Below are 16,896 nucleotides of genomic sequence, written 5' to 3'. Positions count from 1 at the left end.
CCGCGCCCGCGTCAGGGGCCGTGCGGCAGCGGCTGCGCCAGCGCCCGCAGATCCGCCGGGAGCTGGGCCAGCGCGTCCTCGAACTCGCGGTGCCCGACCACCCGGTGCATCGTCTGGAGAACCGCCCGGGTGCCCCGCTCGGCGGCCGCGCGGTCGATACCGGCCCGGTCGGCGACCCGGCGCAGGAACTCGTCGAAGCCGAACGCCTCCGGCGGTTCGGCGGCCTTGACCAGCAGTGGGCTCAGCTCGTCGGCCAGGTGCGGGGCCAACGCGCCCGCCTCACCGCCGCTGAGCCGCTCGGTGAGGGTCCGCAGAACGGCCTCGGTCAGTGGGCGTGCCTGCTCCGGCGGGACCCCCGCCCGTGCCGCGACCTTGTCGACGAACCCCAGCTCGGCCATGCCCCCGCCCTTCGTCCCGGAGACGCGTGGCTACCCGGGGCCCCCGACGGCAAACCCCGGCAGCCGCGGCGGGATCGTTCTGGTGGTTGCTCCGCGCGGCACCGTCCCCGTCTCGTACCGTGAGGTCGGACCGGGAATCCGACGGCTGCCGACGGTGGCCCGTGCCGCAGGAGGAGCAGATGGCCGTCGACCTACCCGACGTGATCGACAGGTACTTCCGGGCCGTCAACGACCGGGACCTGGACGCCTTCGTCGCCTGCTTCGCGGACAACGCGACCGTCGCCGACGAGGAGCGGCTGTACGACGGGCGGGCCTCGATCCGCGCGTGGCGGCAGAAGACGATGGACGCCTACGCGTACACCGCCGAGCCGGTCCGGGTGACCTCGCAGGCGGGCGACTCGTACTTGGCCCTCACCCGGGTCACCGGCGACTTCCCCGGCAGCCCCGTCGAGCTGCGATACCGGTTCACCCTGCGCGACGGCCTGATCGGCGCCCTGGACATCCGCCCGTAGCCGCTGGAGACCGCCTGACGGGAGAAGCGACGTGCCGCGAGTATGGCTCATCACCGGTTGTACCCGAGGTCTCGGCCGAGCCCTCGCCGAAGCCGTGCTGGCCGACGGCGACCAACTGGTCGCCACCGCACGGAACCCGGCACAGCTCGAAGCCCTCCGCGACCGGTACGGCGACCAGGTCCAGCCGATAGCCCTCGACGTCACCGACCCGGCCGCCGCCCGCGACGCGGTCCGCACCGCCGTGGACGGGTTCGGTCGCCTGGACGTCCTGGTGAACAACGCCGGGTACGCCGACGTCGCCGCGATCGAGGACATCACGGAGGACGACTTCCGCGCGCAGATCGACGCGAACTTCTACGGGGTGGTCAACCTGTCCCGCGCCGCGTTGCCGACGATGCGAGAGCAGGGGCGGGGGCACATCGTGCAGATCTCCAGCGTCGGCAGCCGGGTCGCCAGCATCGGCCTGGGGGCGTACCAGGCCGCCAAGTGGGCGGTCAGCGGCTTCTCCGGTGTGCTCGCCAGGGAGGTCGCGGCGTTCGGGATCCGGATCACCAGCATCGAGCCGGGCGGGCTGCGCACCGACTGGGCCGGCTCGTCGATGAGTGAGTTGCCGATCAGCGAACCGTACCGCCCGGTCATCGACCCGGCCGTGCAGCGGCTGCGTCAGGGCAGCGGTAACCAGCCCGGGGATCCGGTCCGCGCCGCACAGGCGATCATCCGGATCACCCAGGTCGACGACCCGCCGCTGCGGTTGCTGCTCGGCGCCGACGCGGTGGCGGCCGCCTCGGCGGCCGCCGAGGCGCTCGCGGCGTCCGACGCGCGGTGGCGGGAGCTGAGCGAGTCCATCGCCTTCGACGCGGCACCCTGATCTGCGACGAGGTCACCGTGCTCACCAGCGCCGGGGAGACCGTCGTACGGATTCGCCTGGCCCTGTGCGTGGCCACGGCGATCCACTCCCTTCCCGGCCAGGTGAGCTGCCACAATGCGGACAGACCGGCCCGACTGTGGAACCGGGTCGACCCTGACCGGGAGGACCGCACGATGCCGGACAGCGCACGCGAGGCAGAGCTGCTCGACGCCGAACGCACCCTCCAGGCCGCCCAGCGGGCCGGTGACGTCGACGCCCTCGACCAACTGCTCGTCGACCAACTGATCTGCGTCGGCCCGGACGGTCGCACGTACACCAAGCAGGACGACCTGTCGGAACACCGGGAGCGCCGCTCGGTGGTCCGGGAGCTGGTCGAGGAGGAGCTGGACCTGCTCGTCGTCGGGTCGACCGGGGTGACGTTCTTCCTGGGCCGGGTCGCCGGGACCTTCGACGGGTCGCCGTTCTCGGCTCGCCTGCGCTACACCCGCACCTGGATCCACGACGACCCGCACGGCTGGCGGGTCCTCGCCGCGCACATCAGCCCGGTCTGACCCGGGTCGGGGTCGTCTCCTCGGTCGCGTCGACGGCCGACCTCACGTGGACGCCCGCTCGATGCTGACCTCGATCGGCCCGACGCGCAGGGTGCCGTCGGTGAGTGGGGTGCAGCGGATGCCACCGGTGGTGCGCAAGGCCTTCCAGGCACCCGGTCCGACGGTGACGTCCATCCAGGCGCACGGCCGGGCCGCCCGATTGACCCGGAGGCTGACCGGGCCGTCTCCGGAGTCCAGCACCAGCACTCTGCCGATCAACTCGTCCACGGCGATGCCGGTGGTGAGGATGTTGCGCCGGACCTCGGCCAGACCGATGTCGACCGGCAGCGACTCCTGGGCGATGACGGTGACGCTGGCGTCGCGGTGTGCCTGCTGGCCGAAGTACCGGTCGCCGACGATGCCGAGGCCGGCCCGGATCCGGACCGCGTCGACCAACTCACCGGGGGGCGCCGGTGCCGGGCCGTCGGCGGGCCGGCCCAGGAAACGGTGCACGGGCGAGGCCAGCAACTCGACGATTTCCGGCATGGCAGGAATTGTACGAAGCGGACATGGCCTCGCGGAGCAGGTCGACGGACGACCGGGCCGTCGCCGGGCTGTCGCTTCACTAGGGGAGCGGTCTGGACGTGCAAGCCCTCGGGCTGTGGGTGCTGCGGGCAGTGACCGTCGGTCACCTCAGCGGGGGCAGATGCGGGAGGGAGCGGTATACCTCAGAGTCATAACTATGACTCTGAGGTATACCGCTCGACACCATGCCAACCTCGCGGGCTGGCCGAAGTGGATCGCGAGCGCGTCGTGAACGGTCGGCGACTCACACGGCCAGGGCCGCGCGAACCTCCCGTTCCGCCGTGACACCCCCGTCGCCGTGCGAGGTGACCCGGCCGGATTCCAGCACCTGGTAACGGTCCGCCACCCGCAGCGCGAACCCGAGGTGCTGCTCCACGAGGAGCACGCTGAACCCGGACTGCCGGGTCAGCTCGACGATCCGCTCCTGGATCTCCGCGACCACCGACGGCTGGATGCCCTCGGTCGGCTCGTCCAGCATCAGCAGCCTCGGCCGGGTGATCAGAGCGCGGGCGATGGCCAACTGCTGACGCTGACCTCCGGAGAGCAGCCCGGCGCGACGCCGCAGCAGCGACCGCAACGCGGGGAACAGGTCCAGCACCTCGGCGGTGGCCACCGCGCCGTCGCGCCGACCGTCGGCGACCAGTCGCAGGTTCTCCGCGGCGGTCAGGTGCGGAAAGCACTGTTGACCCTGCGGGACGTACGCCATCCCCCGCGCCACCCGCTCGTGCGGGCCGAGGCGGGTGACGTCCTCGCCGTCCAACTCGATCGTGCCGGCGCTCGGGCGCAGCAGCCCGGCGGCGACCCGCAGCAGGGTGCTCTTACCGGCACCGTTGTGCCCGAGCACCGCGGCGACTCCGTCGGGCGGGACGGCCAGGTCGACACCGTGCAGCACCCGGCTGCGGCCGTACCCCGCGTGCACCCCTCGCAACGTCAGCATCACGCCTCCTGGCCGGTACGGGCCGACCCGGCATCGACCGGGTGGCCGAGGTAGACCTCCTGCACGCGCGGGTCCGCCTGCACCTGCGCCACGGTGCCCTCGCTGAGCACCCGACCGGCGTGCAGCACGGTGACGCTGCGCGCGAACCGGCGGAGGAAGTCCATGTCGTGCTCGATCACGACGACGGTGCGGTCCCGGCTCACCGTCTCCAGCAGCGTCCCGGTCGCGTCGCGTTCCTCGTGGCTCATGCCGGCGACCGGCTCGTCGAGCAGCAGCAGCCGCGCGTCCTGCACCAGCAACATGCCGATCTCCAACCACTGTTTCTGGCCGTGCGCGAGCGTCCCGGCGAGGTGGTCGGCCCGGTCGGCCAGGCCGATGGTGTCCAACGCGGCGGCCACCTCGTCGGGAACGCCCCGACGGCGGCGCGCCAGGGTCACCCAGCCGCGCCGGGCGCCCGCCGCGATGTCGAGGTTCTGCAACACCGACAGCTCCTCGAAGACCGTCGAGGTCTGGAAGGTGCGGCCGATGCCCATCCGGCTGATCCGGTGCACCGGGCGGCCCAACAGCTCGTCGTCGCCGAACCGGACCGAGCCGGTGGCTCGGACCAGGCCCGTGATCGCATCGACCAGGGTGGTCTTGCCGGCCCCGTTCGGCCCGATCAGGAAACGGATGTCACCGGCGGGCACCTCCAGGGACACGCCGTCGACGGCGGTGAAGCCGTCGAAGCTGACCCGCACGTCGCGGACGGAGAGCCCGTCCAACCGGTCGTCGCTCATGCCGCCGGCACCTCCCGCTCGGCGCGTCGCAGGCGCGGTGGGGACCACCACCGCCGCCCTGGTGTGTCGCTGCCGTCACGGCGGCGGGCCAGCGCCCACAGCGACGCCAGGCCGCCGGGTAGGAACGCCACCACGACCACGAAGAGCAACCCTTGGAGGTACGTCCAGGTGCCCGGGAACCGCTCCGAGAGGGCGGTACGCGCCCAGGCCACCGCCACCGCGCCGAGCACCGGGCCGAGCAGGGTGGCCCGGCCGCCGACCGCGACGCCGATGACGAACTCGATCGACGGGACGATACCGATCAGCGCGGGCGAGATGATGCCGACCGCGGGAACGAACAGCGCTCCGGCCAGGCCGGCCATCCCGGCCGCGACCACGTACGCGACCAACTTCACCGACGCCGGGTCGTAGCCGAGGAAGCGCACCCGTTCCTCGCCGTCGCGGACCGCCACCAGCAGCTCCCCGTAGCGGCTCTGGATGAGCTGACGGGCCAGCGCGAGCAGTGCCAACAGGGTGCCGGCGATGATGAAGTAGACCATCCGTTGGTTGACCGGGTCGTCCAGGTCGTAGCCGAAGAACCCCTTGATGTCGGTGAGCCCGTTGGTGCCGCCGGTGGTGCCCTGCTGGCCGATCAGCAGGATCACCATCGCGGCGGCGAGCGCCTGGCTGAGGATGGCGAAGTACGCGCCCCGGACGCGGCGGCGGAACACCAGCGAGCCCAGACCGAAGGCCACCGCCATCGGCAGCAGGACCGTCGCCGGCAGCGCGAACCAGGGGCTGGCGAACGGCCGCCACCACAGGGGCAGTTCGTCGAGTTGCCCGTACAGCTGCATGAAGTCGGGCATCCCACCGGGACCCGCGTCGGCGAGCTTGAGGTGCATGGCCATCGCGTAGCCGCCGAGGCCGAAGAAGACGCCCTGGCCGAGGGTGAGCATGCCGCCCCGGCCCCAGGCGATCCCGATGCCGACCGCGACCATGGCGACGCAGAGGTATTTGGCGAGCAGGGACAGCCGGAAGTCCGACAACACCAGGGGCGCGACGGCGAACAGCAGCGCCGCGCCGAACGCGAAGCCGGCCGCCGTGCGCAGCCGGGATCGGCGCGCGGGCGGGCCCGGTGGCGTGGCCCCGGCGGGTGCGGGGCGGACGGCGGTGCTGGGCGGCGCGGGGGTGACGGCGGTCATGCGAGGCTCCTGGTCCGCAGGGTGAACAGGCCCTGTGGCCGCCACTGGAGGAACGCGACGATCGCCACGAAGACGATCACCTTGGCGACGCTGAGGGTGGTGAGGTACTCCCCGGTGGCCTGGAGGACGCCGAGGGCGAAGGCGACGATCACGCTGCCCTTGAGCTGGCCGATCCCGCCGACCACGACGACCAGGAAGGCATCGATGATCAGGTTGGTGCCCATGGTCGGGCCGATCGGGCCGAGCAGGGTGAGCGCCACACCGGCGAGCCCGGCCAACCCGGACCCGACGAAGAAGGTCGTCCGGTCGACCCGGGAGGTGGCGATGCCGGACACCGCGGCGAGGTCGCGGTTCTGCACCACCGCGCGGATGCGACGCCCGAGGGGGGTGAGCCGCAGCGCCAGGGTGAGCGCCGCGACGGCGGCCAGGGCGAGGGCCAGGATGAACAGCCGGTTGTTGGCTACGGTCAGCCCGCCGGGAAGCGCCACGTTGCCGGTCAGCAGCTCCGGCGCGCGGGTCTGCACGTTCGGGCTGCCGAAGACGTCCCGGGCCAGCTGTTGCAGCATCAGGGACACGCCCCAGGTGACCAGCAGGGTGTCCAACGGTCGGGCGTACAGCCGGCGGATGAGCAGCAGCTCCAGCAGTGCGCCCATGGTGCCGGCGACGACGAACGCCACGGGTAGCGCGATCACCAGTGACCAGCCGGCCCCGGTGATGCTCTGCTGGAGGACATAGGTGGTGTACGCGCCGGCCATGATGAACTCACCGTGCGCCATGTTGATCACGTTCATCTGGCCGAAGGTCAACGCGAGGCCGAGCGCGATGAGCAGCAGCACCGCGCCGATGCTGATGCCGGTGAAGAGTTGACCGAAGAGGACTGTCACGGTGGGGTCTCCGAACTGCTGGTCGGGTGGCCCGGGTGGGGTGTGCGGCGACACGCCCCGCCCGGGCCGGCGTCGTCAGCTCAGGCCGCTCGCCCACGGGTAGGTCTTGAGGTACGGATCCGGTGCGACCGGCTTCCCGGAGTTCCAGACCTCGGTGATCAGACCGTCCGCGCCGATCTTGCCGATCCGCGCGGTCTTGGCGATGTGCTGGGTCTTCCCGTCCACCGTGACCATGCCCTCCGGCGCGTCGAAGGTGATCCCGTCCGACGCGGAGCGGACCTTCTCGACGTCGAAGACGCCGGCCTTCTCGACCATCGCCTTCCACAGGTACACGGCGACGTACGCGGCTTCCATCGGGTCGCTGGTCGGCTTGTCCGCCCCGTACTTCGCCTTGTACGCGGCCACGAACTTCGTGTTCGCCGCCCCCGGGGTGGTCTGGTAGTAGTTCCAGGCGGTCAGCTGCCCCTCCAGGTACTGGGTGCCGATGCCCTTGACCTCCTCCTCGGCGATCGACACCGACACCACCGGCATGGCGGCGGCGGTCAGACCGGCGGACTTGTACTCCTTGAAGAAGGCCACGTTGCTGTCGCCGTTGAGCGTGTTGAAGACGGCCGCGGCCCCGGACGACTTGACCTTGTTGACGATGGTGCCGAACTCGGTGGATCCGAGCGGCGCGTAGTCCTCACCGGAGACCGTCATGCCGTTCGCGGCCGCGTACGCCTTGATGATTTTGTTGGCGGTGCGGGGGAAGACGTAGTCGCTGCCGACCAGATAGACCGACTTGACGCCCTGCGACTTGAGGTAGTCGAGCCCGGGAACGATCTGCTGGTTGGTGGTCGCGCCGGTGTAGAAGATGTAGGGCGACTGTTCGAGCCCCTCGTACTGCACCGGGTAGAACAGCAGCGCCTTGTTCTTCTCGAACACCGGTTTGACGGCCTTGCGGCTGGCCGAGGTCCAGCAGCCGAAGACGGCGGCGACGCGGTCCTCGGAGATGAGTTTCTCCGCCTTCTCGGCGAACGTGGGCCAGTCGGAGGCGCCGTCCTCACCGACCGGCTGGATCTTCTTTCCGAGGACGCCGCCGGCCGCGTTGATCTCCTCGATGGCGAGCATGATGGAGTCGCGGACGGTGACCTCGCTGATGGCCATCGTGCCGGAGAGCGAGTTGAGCAGGCCCACCTTGACGGTGTCGCCGGAGACGTCGGCGGTGACGCCGGACGAGTTGCCCGCGTCGTTGGTCTTGCTGCCGCACGCGGTCATCGCGGCCGCGGCGACCAGGGTCATGGCACCCGCCAGGATGCGGCGGCCGGGGAACAGTGACATCTACTCTCCCTGCGGTGCACTCAGGTGGCAAAAGGACGGTCGGTGCGGTCCGGTGGAGCTGACGTGGGCGACGCCGGGGCCGACGGGTGGACGTCGAACCGGGTATCGACTCGGATATGGGCACCGAAAGCGTCGACCGGCATCATTGCGCGAGTGTTTCCCGGTCCTTAATTGACTGTTTCCGCGCAGCCGACCACGCGCCCACGAAAAAACGGCCGGCACCGTCGGAGAAACGGTTACGGCCGCTCAGAGAGGCTGAGAAAAGGCGCCACCACAATGGTCGGAGACGATTTCACCGACCGGGGACGCGAATTGGCGGAATCCGACCCCGAGGGCAGATCCTTCACACAGGAAGCATCTTAGGTCCGGATCGGGTACGACTGTCAAGGGTCCGGTCGACCCGTTCCGGCGGACCGGACTCAGAGTTGGGCGAGCACCGTGAAGTCGAGCCCGTCGGCCTCGGCCAGATAGATGCGCTGACGTACGTGCCGACGGCGCAACCGCAACCGCCCGCGTGGCCCGTGGTACGCCACCGTGTCCGCCGCCGTCTCGATGGCCCGGACGTCCAGCGTGCGGGCCTGACCGATCAGCGCGGCGAGGAGCATCACGCCCTCGTAGCAGGACTCCCCCAGGCTGCCCAGCGGCGGCGCCTCCACCCCGAAGCGACTGGCGAACTCGCCGTGGAAGTCGAGGTTCTCCTGGGTCACCAGCCCGGCGAAGAAACCCGCCGTGCTGTACAACCGCCGCGTCGCGCCGGCGCCGCTGGCCAGCAGCATGTTCTCGTCCATCAACGTGCTCAGACGCAGGCAGCGCTGGTCCAGCCCGGAACGGGCGAACGCCCTGTTGAACCGCACCGCGTCCGCCCCGACCAGCAGCATCAGCACCGCGTCCGCGTCGCTGTGCTCGATGCGCCGCAGCACCTCGCCGAAGTCGTGCGCGTCCAACGGCAGGAAGTGCCGACCCACCACCTGCCCGCCTTCGCGCACCGCGTACCGCATCGCCGCCCGGGCCGTCCGGCGGGGCCAGACGTAGTCGTTGCCGACCACGAACCAGCGACGCACCCGGTTCTCCCTGGACAGCAGTCGCATCGCGGGCCACAGTTGGGCGTCCGGCGTCTCGCTGGTCAGGAAGACCCCCTCGGTCCGTTCACCGCCCTCGTAGAGTGCGGTGTAGACGTACGGCACCCGGTGCGCGACGCGGGGTGCCAGCGCCTGGCGCACCGACGAGATGTGCCACCCGGTCACCCCCTGCACGGCCCCCACCGACACCAACGCCTCGACCTCGGCGGCCACCTCGGCCGGAGGCGCGCCGCCGTCGACCGGCACCAGCCGCAGCTCGCGACCCAGCACACCGCCAGACCTGTTGACCTCCTCCACCGCGAGCTGCGCGCACAGCTCGCAGGTGGGGCCGAACATCCCGCCCGGCCCGCGCATCGGGTAGACCAGCGCGATGCTGACCACGGCACGGTCGACGGTCAGCCACGGCGGTGCCGGAGCGGACATGAGCACATGATTGCCCGACGCACGACCGAAGGCCAGAGCTCACCACGGACCGGGACGGCTCGGTACCATGGCGGGGCCACCGGACCAGGGAGTCGCATGTCAGACGTGCCCGGGGCGCCAGCCGACCTGCTGCGCTCGCTCACCCGCGCCGAACGGCTGCTCTCCCGCCGGTTGGGCGCCGTGCTGGCCGACGACGCGCTCACCATCGAGGCGTGGCGGGTGCTCTGCCTCCTCGCCGACGGCCAGGGTCACCCGATGAGCGAGGTGTCCGCCGAGGCGTCGTTGCCTCCGGGCACCCTCACCAAACTGGTCGACCACCTCGTCGACCGTAATCTCGTCTTCCGGCGGATCGACCCGATGGACCGTCGGCGCATCCGCGCCTACCTGACGGCCCGTGGCCGACGCGAGCACGAACGCCTCGAGCAGCGGGTCCGGGCCAGCCTCGCCGAGTTGGGCGTTGCGACCGACACCGGCCTGGTCGAGCGGCTCGACGACCTGGTCGACCGCCTCGACCCGACGCGCCGTGGCGACCGCGCCGACGCGACCGGCGTACGCCGCTGACCCGCGCCGATTCACTCGACCTTGGTGAGCAGCGGTTTGCCCTTCTCCACGACGTACGTGGCCAGTTCGACGGCGACCCCGCCGCCGACGTTCCTCGCCTGGTGGTGAACGCCGTACGGCACGGTGAGGGCGTCACCGACGTTGCACACCACCGGTGACTGACCCTCGAGCGTGTATTCCAGGGACCCCTGGAGCACGCAGATGATCTCCTCGCCGGGGTGGAAGTGCTTGAACGGCGGCGAGTCCGGCGTGAACTCCACCCGACTCTGGACGACCTCGCGTCCGGGAATGCTGAGGTCGTGCCTCTGCAGGTCGACGCGCCACAGGCCCGGCGCCCCCTCCACCGCCGTCGGGCTGATGCCCTCGGGTCGATCGTCTCCACTCATCACGGCCTCCTGCGCACCGTCGGACGCGACCGGCAGTCGCGGGTGCTTTCGACCATATGGGCGGCGGACCCGTCCCGGGCGAGGACGCCGAACACGAGGGCCCGGAACCACACCTCCTCACGGAGTGAGCTGGGCACGCAGGGTGTGCGCGTCCGGGGCGGTGGCGGTCCACAGTGTCGCCGGGCCGCCGGCCAGGGGCAGTCGGGCGACCGTCCCGTCGACAGTCGCGGGCTCGACGGGCCGCGAGTCGTCGACCAGCAGCAAGGAACCGGTGGCCGAGGCGCCACCGAGCACCGCGGGTCCGGCCCAGCCGGGCGCGTGCGGTCCCACCGCCAGGGACTGGCGCAGCAGCGGCCGATCCGCGTAGTCGACGTGCGTGTGCACGACCGCCCCGCCGGGCGCCTCACCGTACCGGCCGCAGATCAGCTCGTCGCGCCAGGCCAGGACCGCCCCGGGGGCCAGTTCGATCCGGGATTCGGCGAGGTGCGCGCAGCCGGCCGCCGCCACCAACTGCTCGGGAAGCCAGTGCAGGGTGGCTCCGCCGTGCACCACCGCCCGTACCGTCATCCGGGACACCGCGCCCGATCGGCCCGGCAGGGCGATCGAGGCGGCGACGGTGTGCACCCGCACCGCCGCGCCCGGGCCCACCTCGATCTCCAGCCGCAGGTCGTCACCGGCGAGCGGGCCGGCCGCCCCGCCGACGAGGTGCACCGTGGCGACACCACCGTCGGCGGGGGTCTGGCGCAGCAGCAGCGGCGTCTCGCCGCGCAGCTCGACCAGTGTCGTGCCGCCCCGGCCGTCGGCTCGGGCGACCAGCCGGGCGCGCGCACGCATCAGACCGGCTCCACCGGCACGGCGAGGGGGTGCAGGGCGGCGTGGTGGGCCAGCTCGTGCCGGATCCAGTCGGCGACACGGCTCGCCGTCGGGTCACCGACGATGGACAGGAAGACGGTCGGCAGGTCGCCTCGTCGAGCCCGCGCGTCCCGGTCCATCACGGCCAGGTCGGCGCCCACCAGCGGCGCCAGATCGGTCTTGTTGATGACGAGGAGGTCGGCGGCGGTGACCCCTGGCCCGCCCTTGCGGGGCACCTTGTCGCCCCCCGCCACGTCCACCACGAAGATCTGCCGGTCCACGAGCCCCCGACTGAAGGTCGCGGTCAGGTTGTCGCCACCGCTCTCCACCAGGACCAGGTCCAACGGGCCGACCGCCTCGGCCAGCTCGTCGACGGCGTCCAGGTTCGCGCCGATGTCGTCCCGGATCGCCGTGTGCGGGCAGCAGCCGGTCTCCACCGCACGGATCCGGGCCGGGTCCAGCACTCCGGCCCGCCGCAGGAAGTCGGCGTCCTCGGTGGTGTAGATGTCGTTGGTCACCACCCCCAACCGCAGCTCGTCGGCGAAGGCCCGGCAGAGCGCGGCCACCAGGGCCGTCTTGCCGGACCCGACCGGGCCGCCGATGCCGACCCGCAGGGCACGGCCCGGACGTGGCAGCGGCGGGTGCGGATCCACCCCCGGCTCGGGATGGGTGTGTGGAACGGTCTCGTCGTGCGGCACGGCGGTCGACAGCAGCGTGGACGACTCGGCAGTGGGCGCAGCGGTGTCAGGACGCAAAGAGACGCACCTCCCAGGTGGCATGGATCTCGGCATGGATGTCGGCGAGCGGAGCGGCGGCGGCCGGCAGCCGCTCCGGTGGACCGTCGGCGGCCCGCGCCGCGTCGGCAGCGGTGCCGTCGCAGGCGTCGGCGAGACCGATCAGCAGGGCCTGGACCCGGTACGGGTCGAGGCCGAGCAGACGTACGCCGGCGCTGGCCGCCCCGGTGACCGTCCCGTACGCGGCGACGGTGGCGGTGTCGAGGCGGGACAGCCCGGCAGCGGCGCAGAGCAGCCCGAGCACCAACGGTTGGTGCACGCCGCACGGCGTCGCGGGCAGGTCCCCGAACGGGGTATCCGGCCAGATGGCCCGGCCGGCACGCAGCAGCGCCCGGCCCTGCCGGCGGGAGACCTCCCGCAGTGTCGGTGCGGCGGTACGCGCGTCCAGCTCCGCGTCGAGCCGGGCCAGCGTGCTCGACCGGGCCGCCTCGTCAGCCCCGGAGGTGGCGGCCCGGTGTGCGGCAGCCGCGAACGCCGCACCGACCAGACCGGCGGTGGCCAACCGTCCGGCCACGAACTGCTCCAACGTCGCCAGGTCGGTGACCCGACCGGCGGCCACGGCCGCCTCCAGACCGCCGGAGTGCGCGTGCGCCCCGGCCGGAAAGCGCCCGTCGGCCACCAGCAACAGCAGGCTCGGCGTCGCCATCAGAACAGGAAGTACCGCTGGGCCATCGGCAGCCGGGTCACCGGGTCCGGCTCCACCACCACCCCGTCGATCCGCACGGTGAAGGTGTCCGGCTCCACCTCGATGCGCGGCATGGCGTTGTTCTCCGGCAGGTCGGCCTTGCCCCGCGAGCGCACGTCGCTGACCGGCACGACCCGCCGTCGTACGTCCAGGCGCAGCCCGGCGTCGAGCGCCGCCGGCGCCACGAACGCCAGGCTGGTGGCCGCCGCCGCGGCACCGTACGCCCCGAACATCGGCCGGGGCAGCATCGGCTGCGGCGTGGGGATCGAGGCGTTCGCGTCACCCATCTGGGCGTACGCGATCATGCCGCCCTTGAGCACCAGGTGCGGTCGTACGCCGAAGAACGCCGGATCCCAGAGCACCAGGTCGGCGAGTTTGCCGGGCTCGACCGAGCCGATCTCCCGTTCCAGCCCGTTCGCCATGGCCGCGCAGATGGTGTACTTCGCCACGTACCTGCGGGCCCGGTGGTTGTCGGCGGCCCCGTCGCCGGGCAGCGCGCCCACCCGGTCCTTCATCACGTGCGCGCTCTGCCAGGTCCGCAGGATCACCTCGCCGACCCGCCCCATCGCCTGCGCGTCCGAGCCGATGATGGAGATCGCGCCGAGGTCGTGCAGCAGGTCCTCGGCGGCCATCGTGGACGGTCGGATCCGGCTCTCCGCGAAGGCCAGGTCCTCCGGCACGGACGGGTTGAGGTGGTGGCAGACCATCAACATGTCCAGGTGCTCGGCGAGGGTGTTGGCGGTGTACGGCCGGGTCGGGTTGGTCGACGACGGCAGCACGTTCGGTTCGCCGGCCACCGTGATGATGTCCGGTGCGTGCCCGCCTCCGGCGCCCTCGGTGTGGTACGAGTGGATCGCCCGCCCGCCGATCGCGCGCAGGGTGTCGGCGACGAAACCGGCCTCGTTGAGGGTGTCGGTGTGGATCGACACCTGGACCCCGGACGCGTCCGCGACCCGCAGGCAGGCGTCGATCGCCGCCGGGGTGGTGCCCCAGTCCTCGTGCAGCTTGAAACCGCCCGCACCGGCCCGCAACTGCTCCCAGAGCGCCTCCTCCGAGACGGTGTTGCCCTTGCCGAGCAACAGCACGTTGACCGGCATCGTGTCCAGCGCCTCGTGCATCCGGGCCAGGTGCCAGCCGTTCGGGGTGACGGTCGTGGCCCGGGTCCCCTCGGCGGGCCCGGTGCCGCCGCCGACGAGCGTGGTGATGCCACTGGCCAGGGCCTCGGTGACGATCTGCGGGCAGATGAAGTGCACGTGGGTGTCGACCGCGCCGGCGGTGAGGATCCGCCCGTTACCGGCGATCACCTCGGTCGACGGGCCGATCACCAGGTCGGGGTGGACACCGGGCATGGTGTCCGGGTTGCCGGCGCGGCCCAGCGCCACGATCCGTCCGTCGCGCAGGCCCACGTCGGCCTTGACCACACCCCAGTGGTCGAGCACCACCGCACCGGTGACGACGGTGTCCAGGGCACCCTCGGCGCGGGTCGCCCGGGACTGGCCCATCGACTCGCGGATCACCTTCCCGCCACCGAAGACCGCCTCGTCGCCACCCACGCAGTGATCGGTCTCCACCTCGATCAGCAGGTTGGTGTCGGCCAGCCGGATCCGGTCCCCGGTCGTCGGCCCGTACAGGTCGATGTAGCGGTCCCGCCGCACGGCGCTCATCGCGGCGACCCGTCGGACGGCGACCGGTCCAGCGGTCCGGCGCATTCGCCGCGCAGCCCCGGCACGACGCGCGCACCGCCGAGCGGGACGAGGTCGACGCTGCGGCTGATGCCCGGTTCGAACCGGACCGAGGTGCCCGCCGGTACGGCGAGCCGCTGCCCCCAGGCGGCGTCCCGGTCGAACGCCAGCGCCGGGTTGGCCTCGGCGAAGTGGTAGTGCGAGCCGACCTGCACCGGCCGGTCGGCGGTGTTGACGACGAGCACCGTGGTCACCGGGCGACCCGCGTTGATCTCGACCGGGTCGGCCGCCGGCAGGATCTCACCCGGGATCACGGGATCGGGTGGTGCACCGTCACCAGCTTGGTGCCGTCCGGGAACGTCGCCTCCACCTGCACCTCCCTCAGCAGCTCGGGGATGCCGTCCTGGACGTCGTCGCGGCCGAGCACGGTCCGACCGGCGGACATCAGGTCGACCACGGACCGGCCGTCACGGGCCCCTTCGAGCAGGAACGCGGTGATGATCGCGACGGCTTCGGGGTAGTTGAGGCGCAGGCCGCGCTCGCGGCGGGCGCGGGCGACATCGGCCGCCACGTGGACGAGCAGGCGGTCCTGCTCGTGCGGGCTGAGGAACACGGGGCTTCTCCCGGTGGGATCGGCGTGCCCGGCTCGCCGACGGCTCCGCGGGGAGCCGCGCCGGGCGGCAACACCCGGGGTACGAGCTGGAGTCACACGACCGCCGAGTCTCCCGCCGCCGGGGCGACCCGGGACTCCACCATCCCGGCCCGCGCGACGGGCAACCGGCGGTGTCCGGTCGGATGCGGACCGCACCGCCCACCGCTGAGCCGACCGTAGAGGATCACCACCGGCCGGGGCAACAGTCCGACCGGAATCACGGCCGCGGCTGGGTACCGGTGCTCATTCCACTTCCCCGCCGGGCCGGGCATGATCGTCCGATGACGGCGACGAGGGGTACGCACGCACTGCTCGGTGTTCTGTTCCTGGCGGCGGCGACGGTCGGGACCTGGCTGCTCTGGCTGGGCTGGGACGACGAGTACACGGTCGACGCGGAGACCGGCGCGACAAGCGGTCCGTACGCGCCGTGGCAGGTGATCGGTTGTGTGCTGACGCTCGTCCTGCTGGCCGCTCTCGCCGCCAGGCGATTGAGCCCATGGCTGGTGGTGCCGGTGATGACCGTCGCCTTCACGGCGGCGTGGACGTGGCGGGCGGCGTCGGCCGACGACAGCGGCCTGTGGGCCGTCGGGGCGGTGCTGGTGCTGGTCGGGACGGCGGCCGGCAGCACGGCGGTGAGTCTCGCCGCGCGACGGCTCGGCCGACGGTCCGCCGGCCGGCCCTAGCCCCGACCGTCGGGCTGGTCACCCTGCCCCGGCGTGATCGACCATCGTGGACGGAGGCGGATCGTGATCTGATGACCGCATGATCTCTCCGACTCCTCTCATGCGCCTGGTGGCCGGTGTGTGGGGCTTCAAGACACTCGCGGTCGGCGTCGAGCTGGGCCTGTTCACGCGGTTGGCGGGCGGGCGGACGATGACCGTCGAGGAAGCCACCGCCGAGTTCGGGCTGCCCGACCGGCCCGCCGACCTGTTGCTGGCCGCCAGCGCGTCGCTGGGCCTATTGGAGAAGGTCGGCGACGGCTACCGCAACTCCGAGTTGGCCGAGCAGTTCCTGGTCGAGGGCCGCCCGTACTACTTCGGGGCGCAGGTCCGCTACTCGGATCTGCGCACCTACCTGCCCTGGCACCGCATCGGCGAGGCGCTGCGCACGGATCGGCCGTTGACCTGGGACCCGGAGGCCCAGCAGTCGATGTTCGACACCGCCGACCCGGAGATGCTGGCGCAGTTCTGGGACGCGATGTTCTCCACGTCGAGCTTCACCGCCGCCGCGTTGGCCGACGCGTACGACTTCTCCGCCCACCGCCGCCTGCTCGACGTCGGCGGTGGGGCTGGGGCGTTCCCGATCGAGTTCTGCCGCCGGCTGCCCCAGCTGCGGGCGACGGTGCTGGACCTGCCGCACGTGTGCGTACGGGCGCGGGAGCGGATCGCGGAGGCCGGTCTGACCGGGCGGATCGACGCGGTGGCGGGTGACTTCCTCGCCGACCCGGCGCTGCCGAAGGGGCACGACGTCATCCTGCTCAGCATGATCCTGCACGACTGGGACGAGCCGACGAACCGGGCTCTGCTGGCGCGGTGTCACGCGGCGTTGCCGCCCGGCGGGGCGATCGTCGTCTGCGAGCTGCTGCTCAACGACGAGCGCACCGGGCCACCGGAGGCGGCCCTGATGGGGATGAACATGCTGGTCGAGACCGAGGGTGGTCGGAACTACTCCGGCGCCGAGTACGCCGCCTGGCTCACCGACGCCGGCTTCGTCGACGTGCGGACGGTGCCCTTCGACGCCCCGGGCGCCAACGGTGCGGTGGTCGCCCGGCGGGCCTGACCGGCGACGACA

Annotated in this window: 22 protein-coding genes; 6 read left to right on the top strand and 16 right to left on the bottom strand. The window is 72.0% G+C overall.

The window, feature by feature from the left end; genetic code table 11:
- Positions 1-11: 11 nt before the first annotated feature.
- A complete protein-coding gene (locus O7617_RS27180; RefSeq protein WP_282259041.1) occupies positions 12-398 on the bottom strand; it encodes a DUF2267 domain-containing protein in 387 nt (128 codons plus the stop codon).
- A 161-nt stretch (positions 399-559) separates the two neighbouring features.
- On the opposite strand from O7617_RS27180, the gene O7617_RS27175 reads away from it, so the two are divergent.
- From O7617_RS27175 to O7617_RS27165, 3 genes are read left to right on the top strand one after another with little or no spacing between them, the layout of a single operon-like run.
- Positions 560-910 carry a nuclear transport factor 2 family protein gene (locus tag O7617_RS27175; protein ID WP_282259040.1) on the top strand — a complete coding sequence of 117 codons (351 nt, stop codon included), beginning with the start codon at positions 560-562 and terminating at the stop codon, positions 908-910.
- 31 nt (positions 911-941) lie between these two features.
- Entirely contained in the window at positions 942-1,778 is an 837-nt protein-coding gene (locus O7617_RS27170; RefSeq protein WP_282259039.1) for an oxidoreductase, read from the top strand.
- A 17-nt stretch (positions 1,779-1,795) separates the two neighbouring features.
- Complete coding sequence (locus tag O7617_RS27165; RefSeq protein ID WP_282259038.1) at positions 1,796-2,329, top strand: nuclear transport factor 2 family protein; 534 nt, start codon at positions 1,796-1,798, stop codon at positions 2,327-2,329.
- A gap of 42 nt (positions 2,330-2,371) precedes the next feature.
- On the opposite strand, the gene O7617_RS27160 is transcribed toward O7617_RS27165, so the two are convergent.
- From O7617_RS27160 to O7617_RS27130, 7 genes are all read right to left on the bottom strand, one after another.
- The gene (locus O7617_RS27160; RefSeq protein ID WP_282259037.1) at positions 2,372-2,854 is read right to left on the bottom strand and encodes a molybdenum cofactor biosysynthesis protein; all 483 of its coding nucleotides are present in this window, start codon (positions 2,852-2,854) and stop codon (positions 2,372-2,374) included.
- A 283-nt stretch (positions 2,855-3,137) separates the two neighbouring features.
- Entirely contained in the window at positions 3,138-3,830 is a 693-nt protein-coding gene (urtE, locus tag O7617_RS27155; protein ID WP_282259036.1) for an urea ABC transporter ATP-binding subunit UrtE, read from the bottom strand.
- Complete coding sequence (urtD, locus tag O7617_RS27150; RefSeq protein ID WP_282259034.1) at positions 3,830-4,606, bottom strand: urea ABC transporter ATP-binding protein UrtD; 777 nt, start codon at positions 4,604-4,606, stop codon at positions 3,830-3,832. The genes urtE and urtD overlap by 1 nt, the downstream gene beginning before the upstream one ends.
- On the bottom strand, positions 4,603-5,787 hold the full coding sequence (gene urtC, locus O7617_RS27145; RefSeq protein ID WP_282259033.1) for an urea ABC transporter permease subunit UrtC: 1,185 nt from the start codon (positions 5,785-5,787) through the stop codon (positions 4,603-4,605). Before urtC ends, urtD begins: the two co-directional genes overlap by 4 nt.
- Positions 5,784-6,671, bottom strand: coding sequence for an urea ABC transporter permease subunit UrtB (urtB, locus tag O7617_RS27140; RefSeq protein ID WP_282259032.1), 888 nt, complete (start codon positions 6,669-6,671; stop codon positions 5,784-5,786). Before urtB ends, urtC begins: the two co-directional genes overlap by 4 nt.
- A gap of 75 nt (positions 6,672-6,746) precedes the next feature.
- Complete coding sequence (urtA, locus tag O7617_RS27135) at positions 6,747-7,991, bottom strand: urea ABC transporter substrate-binding protein (RefSeq protein WP_282259031.1); 1,245 nt, start codon at positions 7,989-7,991, stop codon at positions 6,747-6,749.
- A gap of 419 nt (positions 7,992-8,410) precedes the next feature.
- A complete protein-coding gene (locus O7617_RS27130; RefSeq protein WP_282259030.1) occupies positions 8,411-9,493 on the bottom strand; it encodes a substrate-binding domain-containing protein in 1,083 nt (360 codons plus the stop codon).
- 96 nt (positions 9,494-9,589) lie between these two features.
- Between O7617_RS27130 and O7617_RS27125 the strand changes: the two genes are divergently transcribed.
- Positions 9,590-10,054, top strand: coding sequence for a MarR family transcriptional regulator (locus O7617_RS27125; protein WP_282259029.1), 465 nt, complete (start codon positions 9,590-9,592; stop codon positions 10,052-10,054).
- Between the two features lie 11 nt (positions 10,055-10,065).
- Here O7617_RS27125 and O7617_RS27120 read toward each other — a convergent pair whose 3' ends face one another.
- From O7617_RS27120 to O7617_RS27085, 8 genes are all read right to left on the bottom strand, one after another.
- Entirely contained in the window at positions 10,066-10,440 is a 375-nt protein-coding gene (locus tag O7617_RS27120) for a cupin domain-containing protein (RefSeq protein ID WP_282259027.1), read from the bottom strand.
- 117 nt (positions 10,441-10,557) lie between these two features.
- Positions 10,558-11,274: an urease accessory protein UreD gene (locus tag O7617_RS27115; protein ID WP_282259026.1), complete on the bottom strand. Its 717-nt coding sequence runs from the start codon at positions 11,272-11,274 to the stop codon at positions 10,558-10,560.
- Positions 11,274-11,945, bottom strand: a complete 672-nt coding sequence (gene ureG / locus O7617_RS27110) for an urease accessory protein UreG (protein ID WP_282264878.1) — start codon at positions 11,943-11,945, stop codon at positions 11,274-11,276. Before ureG ends, O7617_RS27115 begins: the two co-directional genes overlap by 1 nt.
- Before the next feature lie 91 nt (positions 11,946-12,036).
- On the bottom strand, positions 12,037-12,732 hold the full coding sequence (locus tag O7617_RS27105) for an urease accessory UreF family protein (protein WP_282259025.1): 696 nt from the start codon (positions 12,730-12,732) through the stop codon (positions 12,037-12,039).
- Positions 12,732-14,435, bottom strand: coding sequence for an urease subunit alpha (locus O7617_RS27100; protein WP_282259023.1), 1,704 nt, complete (start codon positions 14,433-14,435; stop codon positions 12,732-12,734). The genes O7617_RS27105 and O7617_RS27100 overlap by 1 nt, the downstream gene beginning before the upstream one ends.
- Positions 14,432-14,767: an urease subunit beta gene (locus tag O7617_RS27095; protein WP_282259021.1), complete on the bottom strand. Its 336-nt coding sequence runs from the start codon at positions 14,765-14,767 to the stop codon at positions 14,432-14,434. Before O7617_RS27095 ends, O7617_RS27100 begins: the two co-directional genes overlap by 4 nt.
- The gene (locus tag O7617_RS27090) at positions 14,764-15,066 is read right to left on the bottom strand and encodes an urease subunit gamma (RefSeq protein ID WP_278139873.1); all 303 of its coding nucleotides are present in this window, start codon (positions 15,064-15,066) and stop codon (positions 14,764-14,766) included. The genes O7617_RS27095 and O7617_RS27090 overlap by 4 nt, the downstream gene beginning before the upstream one ends.
- Before the next feature lie 92 nt (positions 15,067-15,158).
- The gene (locus O7617_RS27085) at positions 15,159-15,326 is read right to left on the bottom strand and encodes a hypothetical protein (RefSeq protein ID WP_282259018.1); all 168 of its coding nucleotides are present in this window, start codon (positions 15,324-15,326) and stop codon (positions 15,159-15,161) included.
- Between the two features lie 60 nt (positions 15,327-15,386).
- Here O7617_RS27085 and O7617_RS27080 point away from each other — a divergent pair, with 60 nt between their 5' ends.
- Both O7617_RS27080 and O7617_RS27075 read left to right on the top strand, forming a co-directional pair.
- Positions 15,387-15,788: a hypothetical protein gene (locus O7617_RS27080; protein ID WP_282259016.1), complete on the top strand. Its 402-nt coding sequence runs from the start codon at positions 15,387-15,389 to the stop codon at positions 15,786-15,788.
- 79 nt (positions 15,789-15,867) lie between these two features.
- Positions 15,868-16,884, top strand: coding sequence for a methyltransferase (locus O7617_RS27075; RefSeq protein WP_282259013.1), 1,017 nt, complete (start codon positions 15,868-15,870; stop codon positions 16,882-16,884).
- Positions 16,885-16,896: the final 12 nt, after the last annotated feature.

It is taken from the genome of Micromonospora sp. WMMD1155 (assembly GCF_029581275.1).
GTDB lineage: Bacteria > Actinomycetota > Actinomycetes > Mycobacteriales > Micromonosporaceae > Micromonospora.
This window is presented reverse-complemented; position numbering and strand designations above follow the sequence as displayed.

What these genes read in the sequence shown, in the direction of transcription:
- O7617_RS27180 (WP_282259041.1), bottom strand. Translation starts at nt 398, where the DNA reads ATGGCCGAGCTGGGGTTCGTCGACAAGGTCGCGGCACGGGCGGGGGTC.
- O7617_RS27160 (WP_282259037.1), bottom strand. Translation starts at nt 2,854, where the DNA reads ATGCCGGAAATCGTCGAGTTGCTGGCCTCGCCCGTGCACCGTTTCCTG.
- urtE (WP_282259036.1), bottom strand. Translation starts at nt 3,830, where the DNA reads ATGCTGACGTTGCGAGGGGTGCACGCGGGGTACGGCCGCAGCCGGGTG.
- urtD (WP_282259034.1), bottom strand. Translation starts at nt 4,606, where the DNA reads ATGAGCGACGACCGGTTGGACGGGCTCTCCGTCCGCGACGTGCGGGTC.
- urtC (WP_282259033.1), bottom strand. Translation starts at nt 5,787, where the DNA reads ATGACCGCCGTCACCCCCGCGCCGCCCAGCACCGCCGTCCGCCCCGCA.
- urtA (WP_282259031.1), bottom strand. Translation starts at nt 7,991, where the DNA reads ATGTCACTGTTCCCCGGCCGCCGCATCCTGGCGGGTGCCATGACCCTG.
- O7617_RS27130 (WP_282259030.1), bottom strand. Translation starts at nt 9,493, where the DNA reads ATGTCCGCTCCGGCACCGCCGTGGCTGACCGTCGACCGTGCCGTGGTC.
- O7617_RS27125 (WP_282259029.1), top strand. Translation starts at nt 9,590, where the DNA reads ATGTCAGACGTGCCCGGGGCGCCAGCCGACCTGCTGCGCTCGCTCACC.
- O7617_RS27120 (WP_282259027.1), bottom strand. Translation starts at nt 10,440, where the DNA reads ATGAGTGGAGACGATCGACCCGAGGGCATCAGCCCGACGGCGGTGGAG.
- O7617_RS27115 (WP_282259026.1), bottom strand. Translation starts at nt 11,274, where the DNA reads ATGCGTGCGCGCGCCCGGCTGGTCGCCCGAGCCGACGGCCGGGGCGGC.
- O7617_RS27105 (WP_282259025.1), bottom strand. Translation starts at nt 12,732, where the DNA reads ATGGCGACGCCGAGCCTGCTGTTGCTGGTGGCCGACGGGCGCTTTCCG.
- O7617_RS27100 (WP_282259023.1), bottom strand. Translation starts at nt 14,435, where the DNA reads ATGAGCGCCGTGCGGCGGGACCGCTACATCGACCTGTACGGGCCGACG.
- O7617_RS27080 (WP_282259016.1), top strand. Translation starts at nt 15,387, where the DNA reads ATGACGGCGACGAGGGGTACGCACGCACTGCTCGGTGTTCTGTTCCTG.
- O7617_RS27075 (WP_282259013.1), top strand. Translation starts at nt 15,868, where the DNA reads ATGATCTCTCCGACTCCTCTCATGCGCCTGGTGGCCGGTGTGTGGGGC.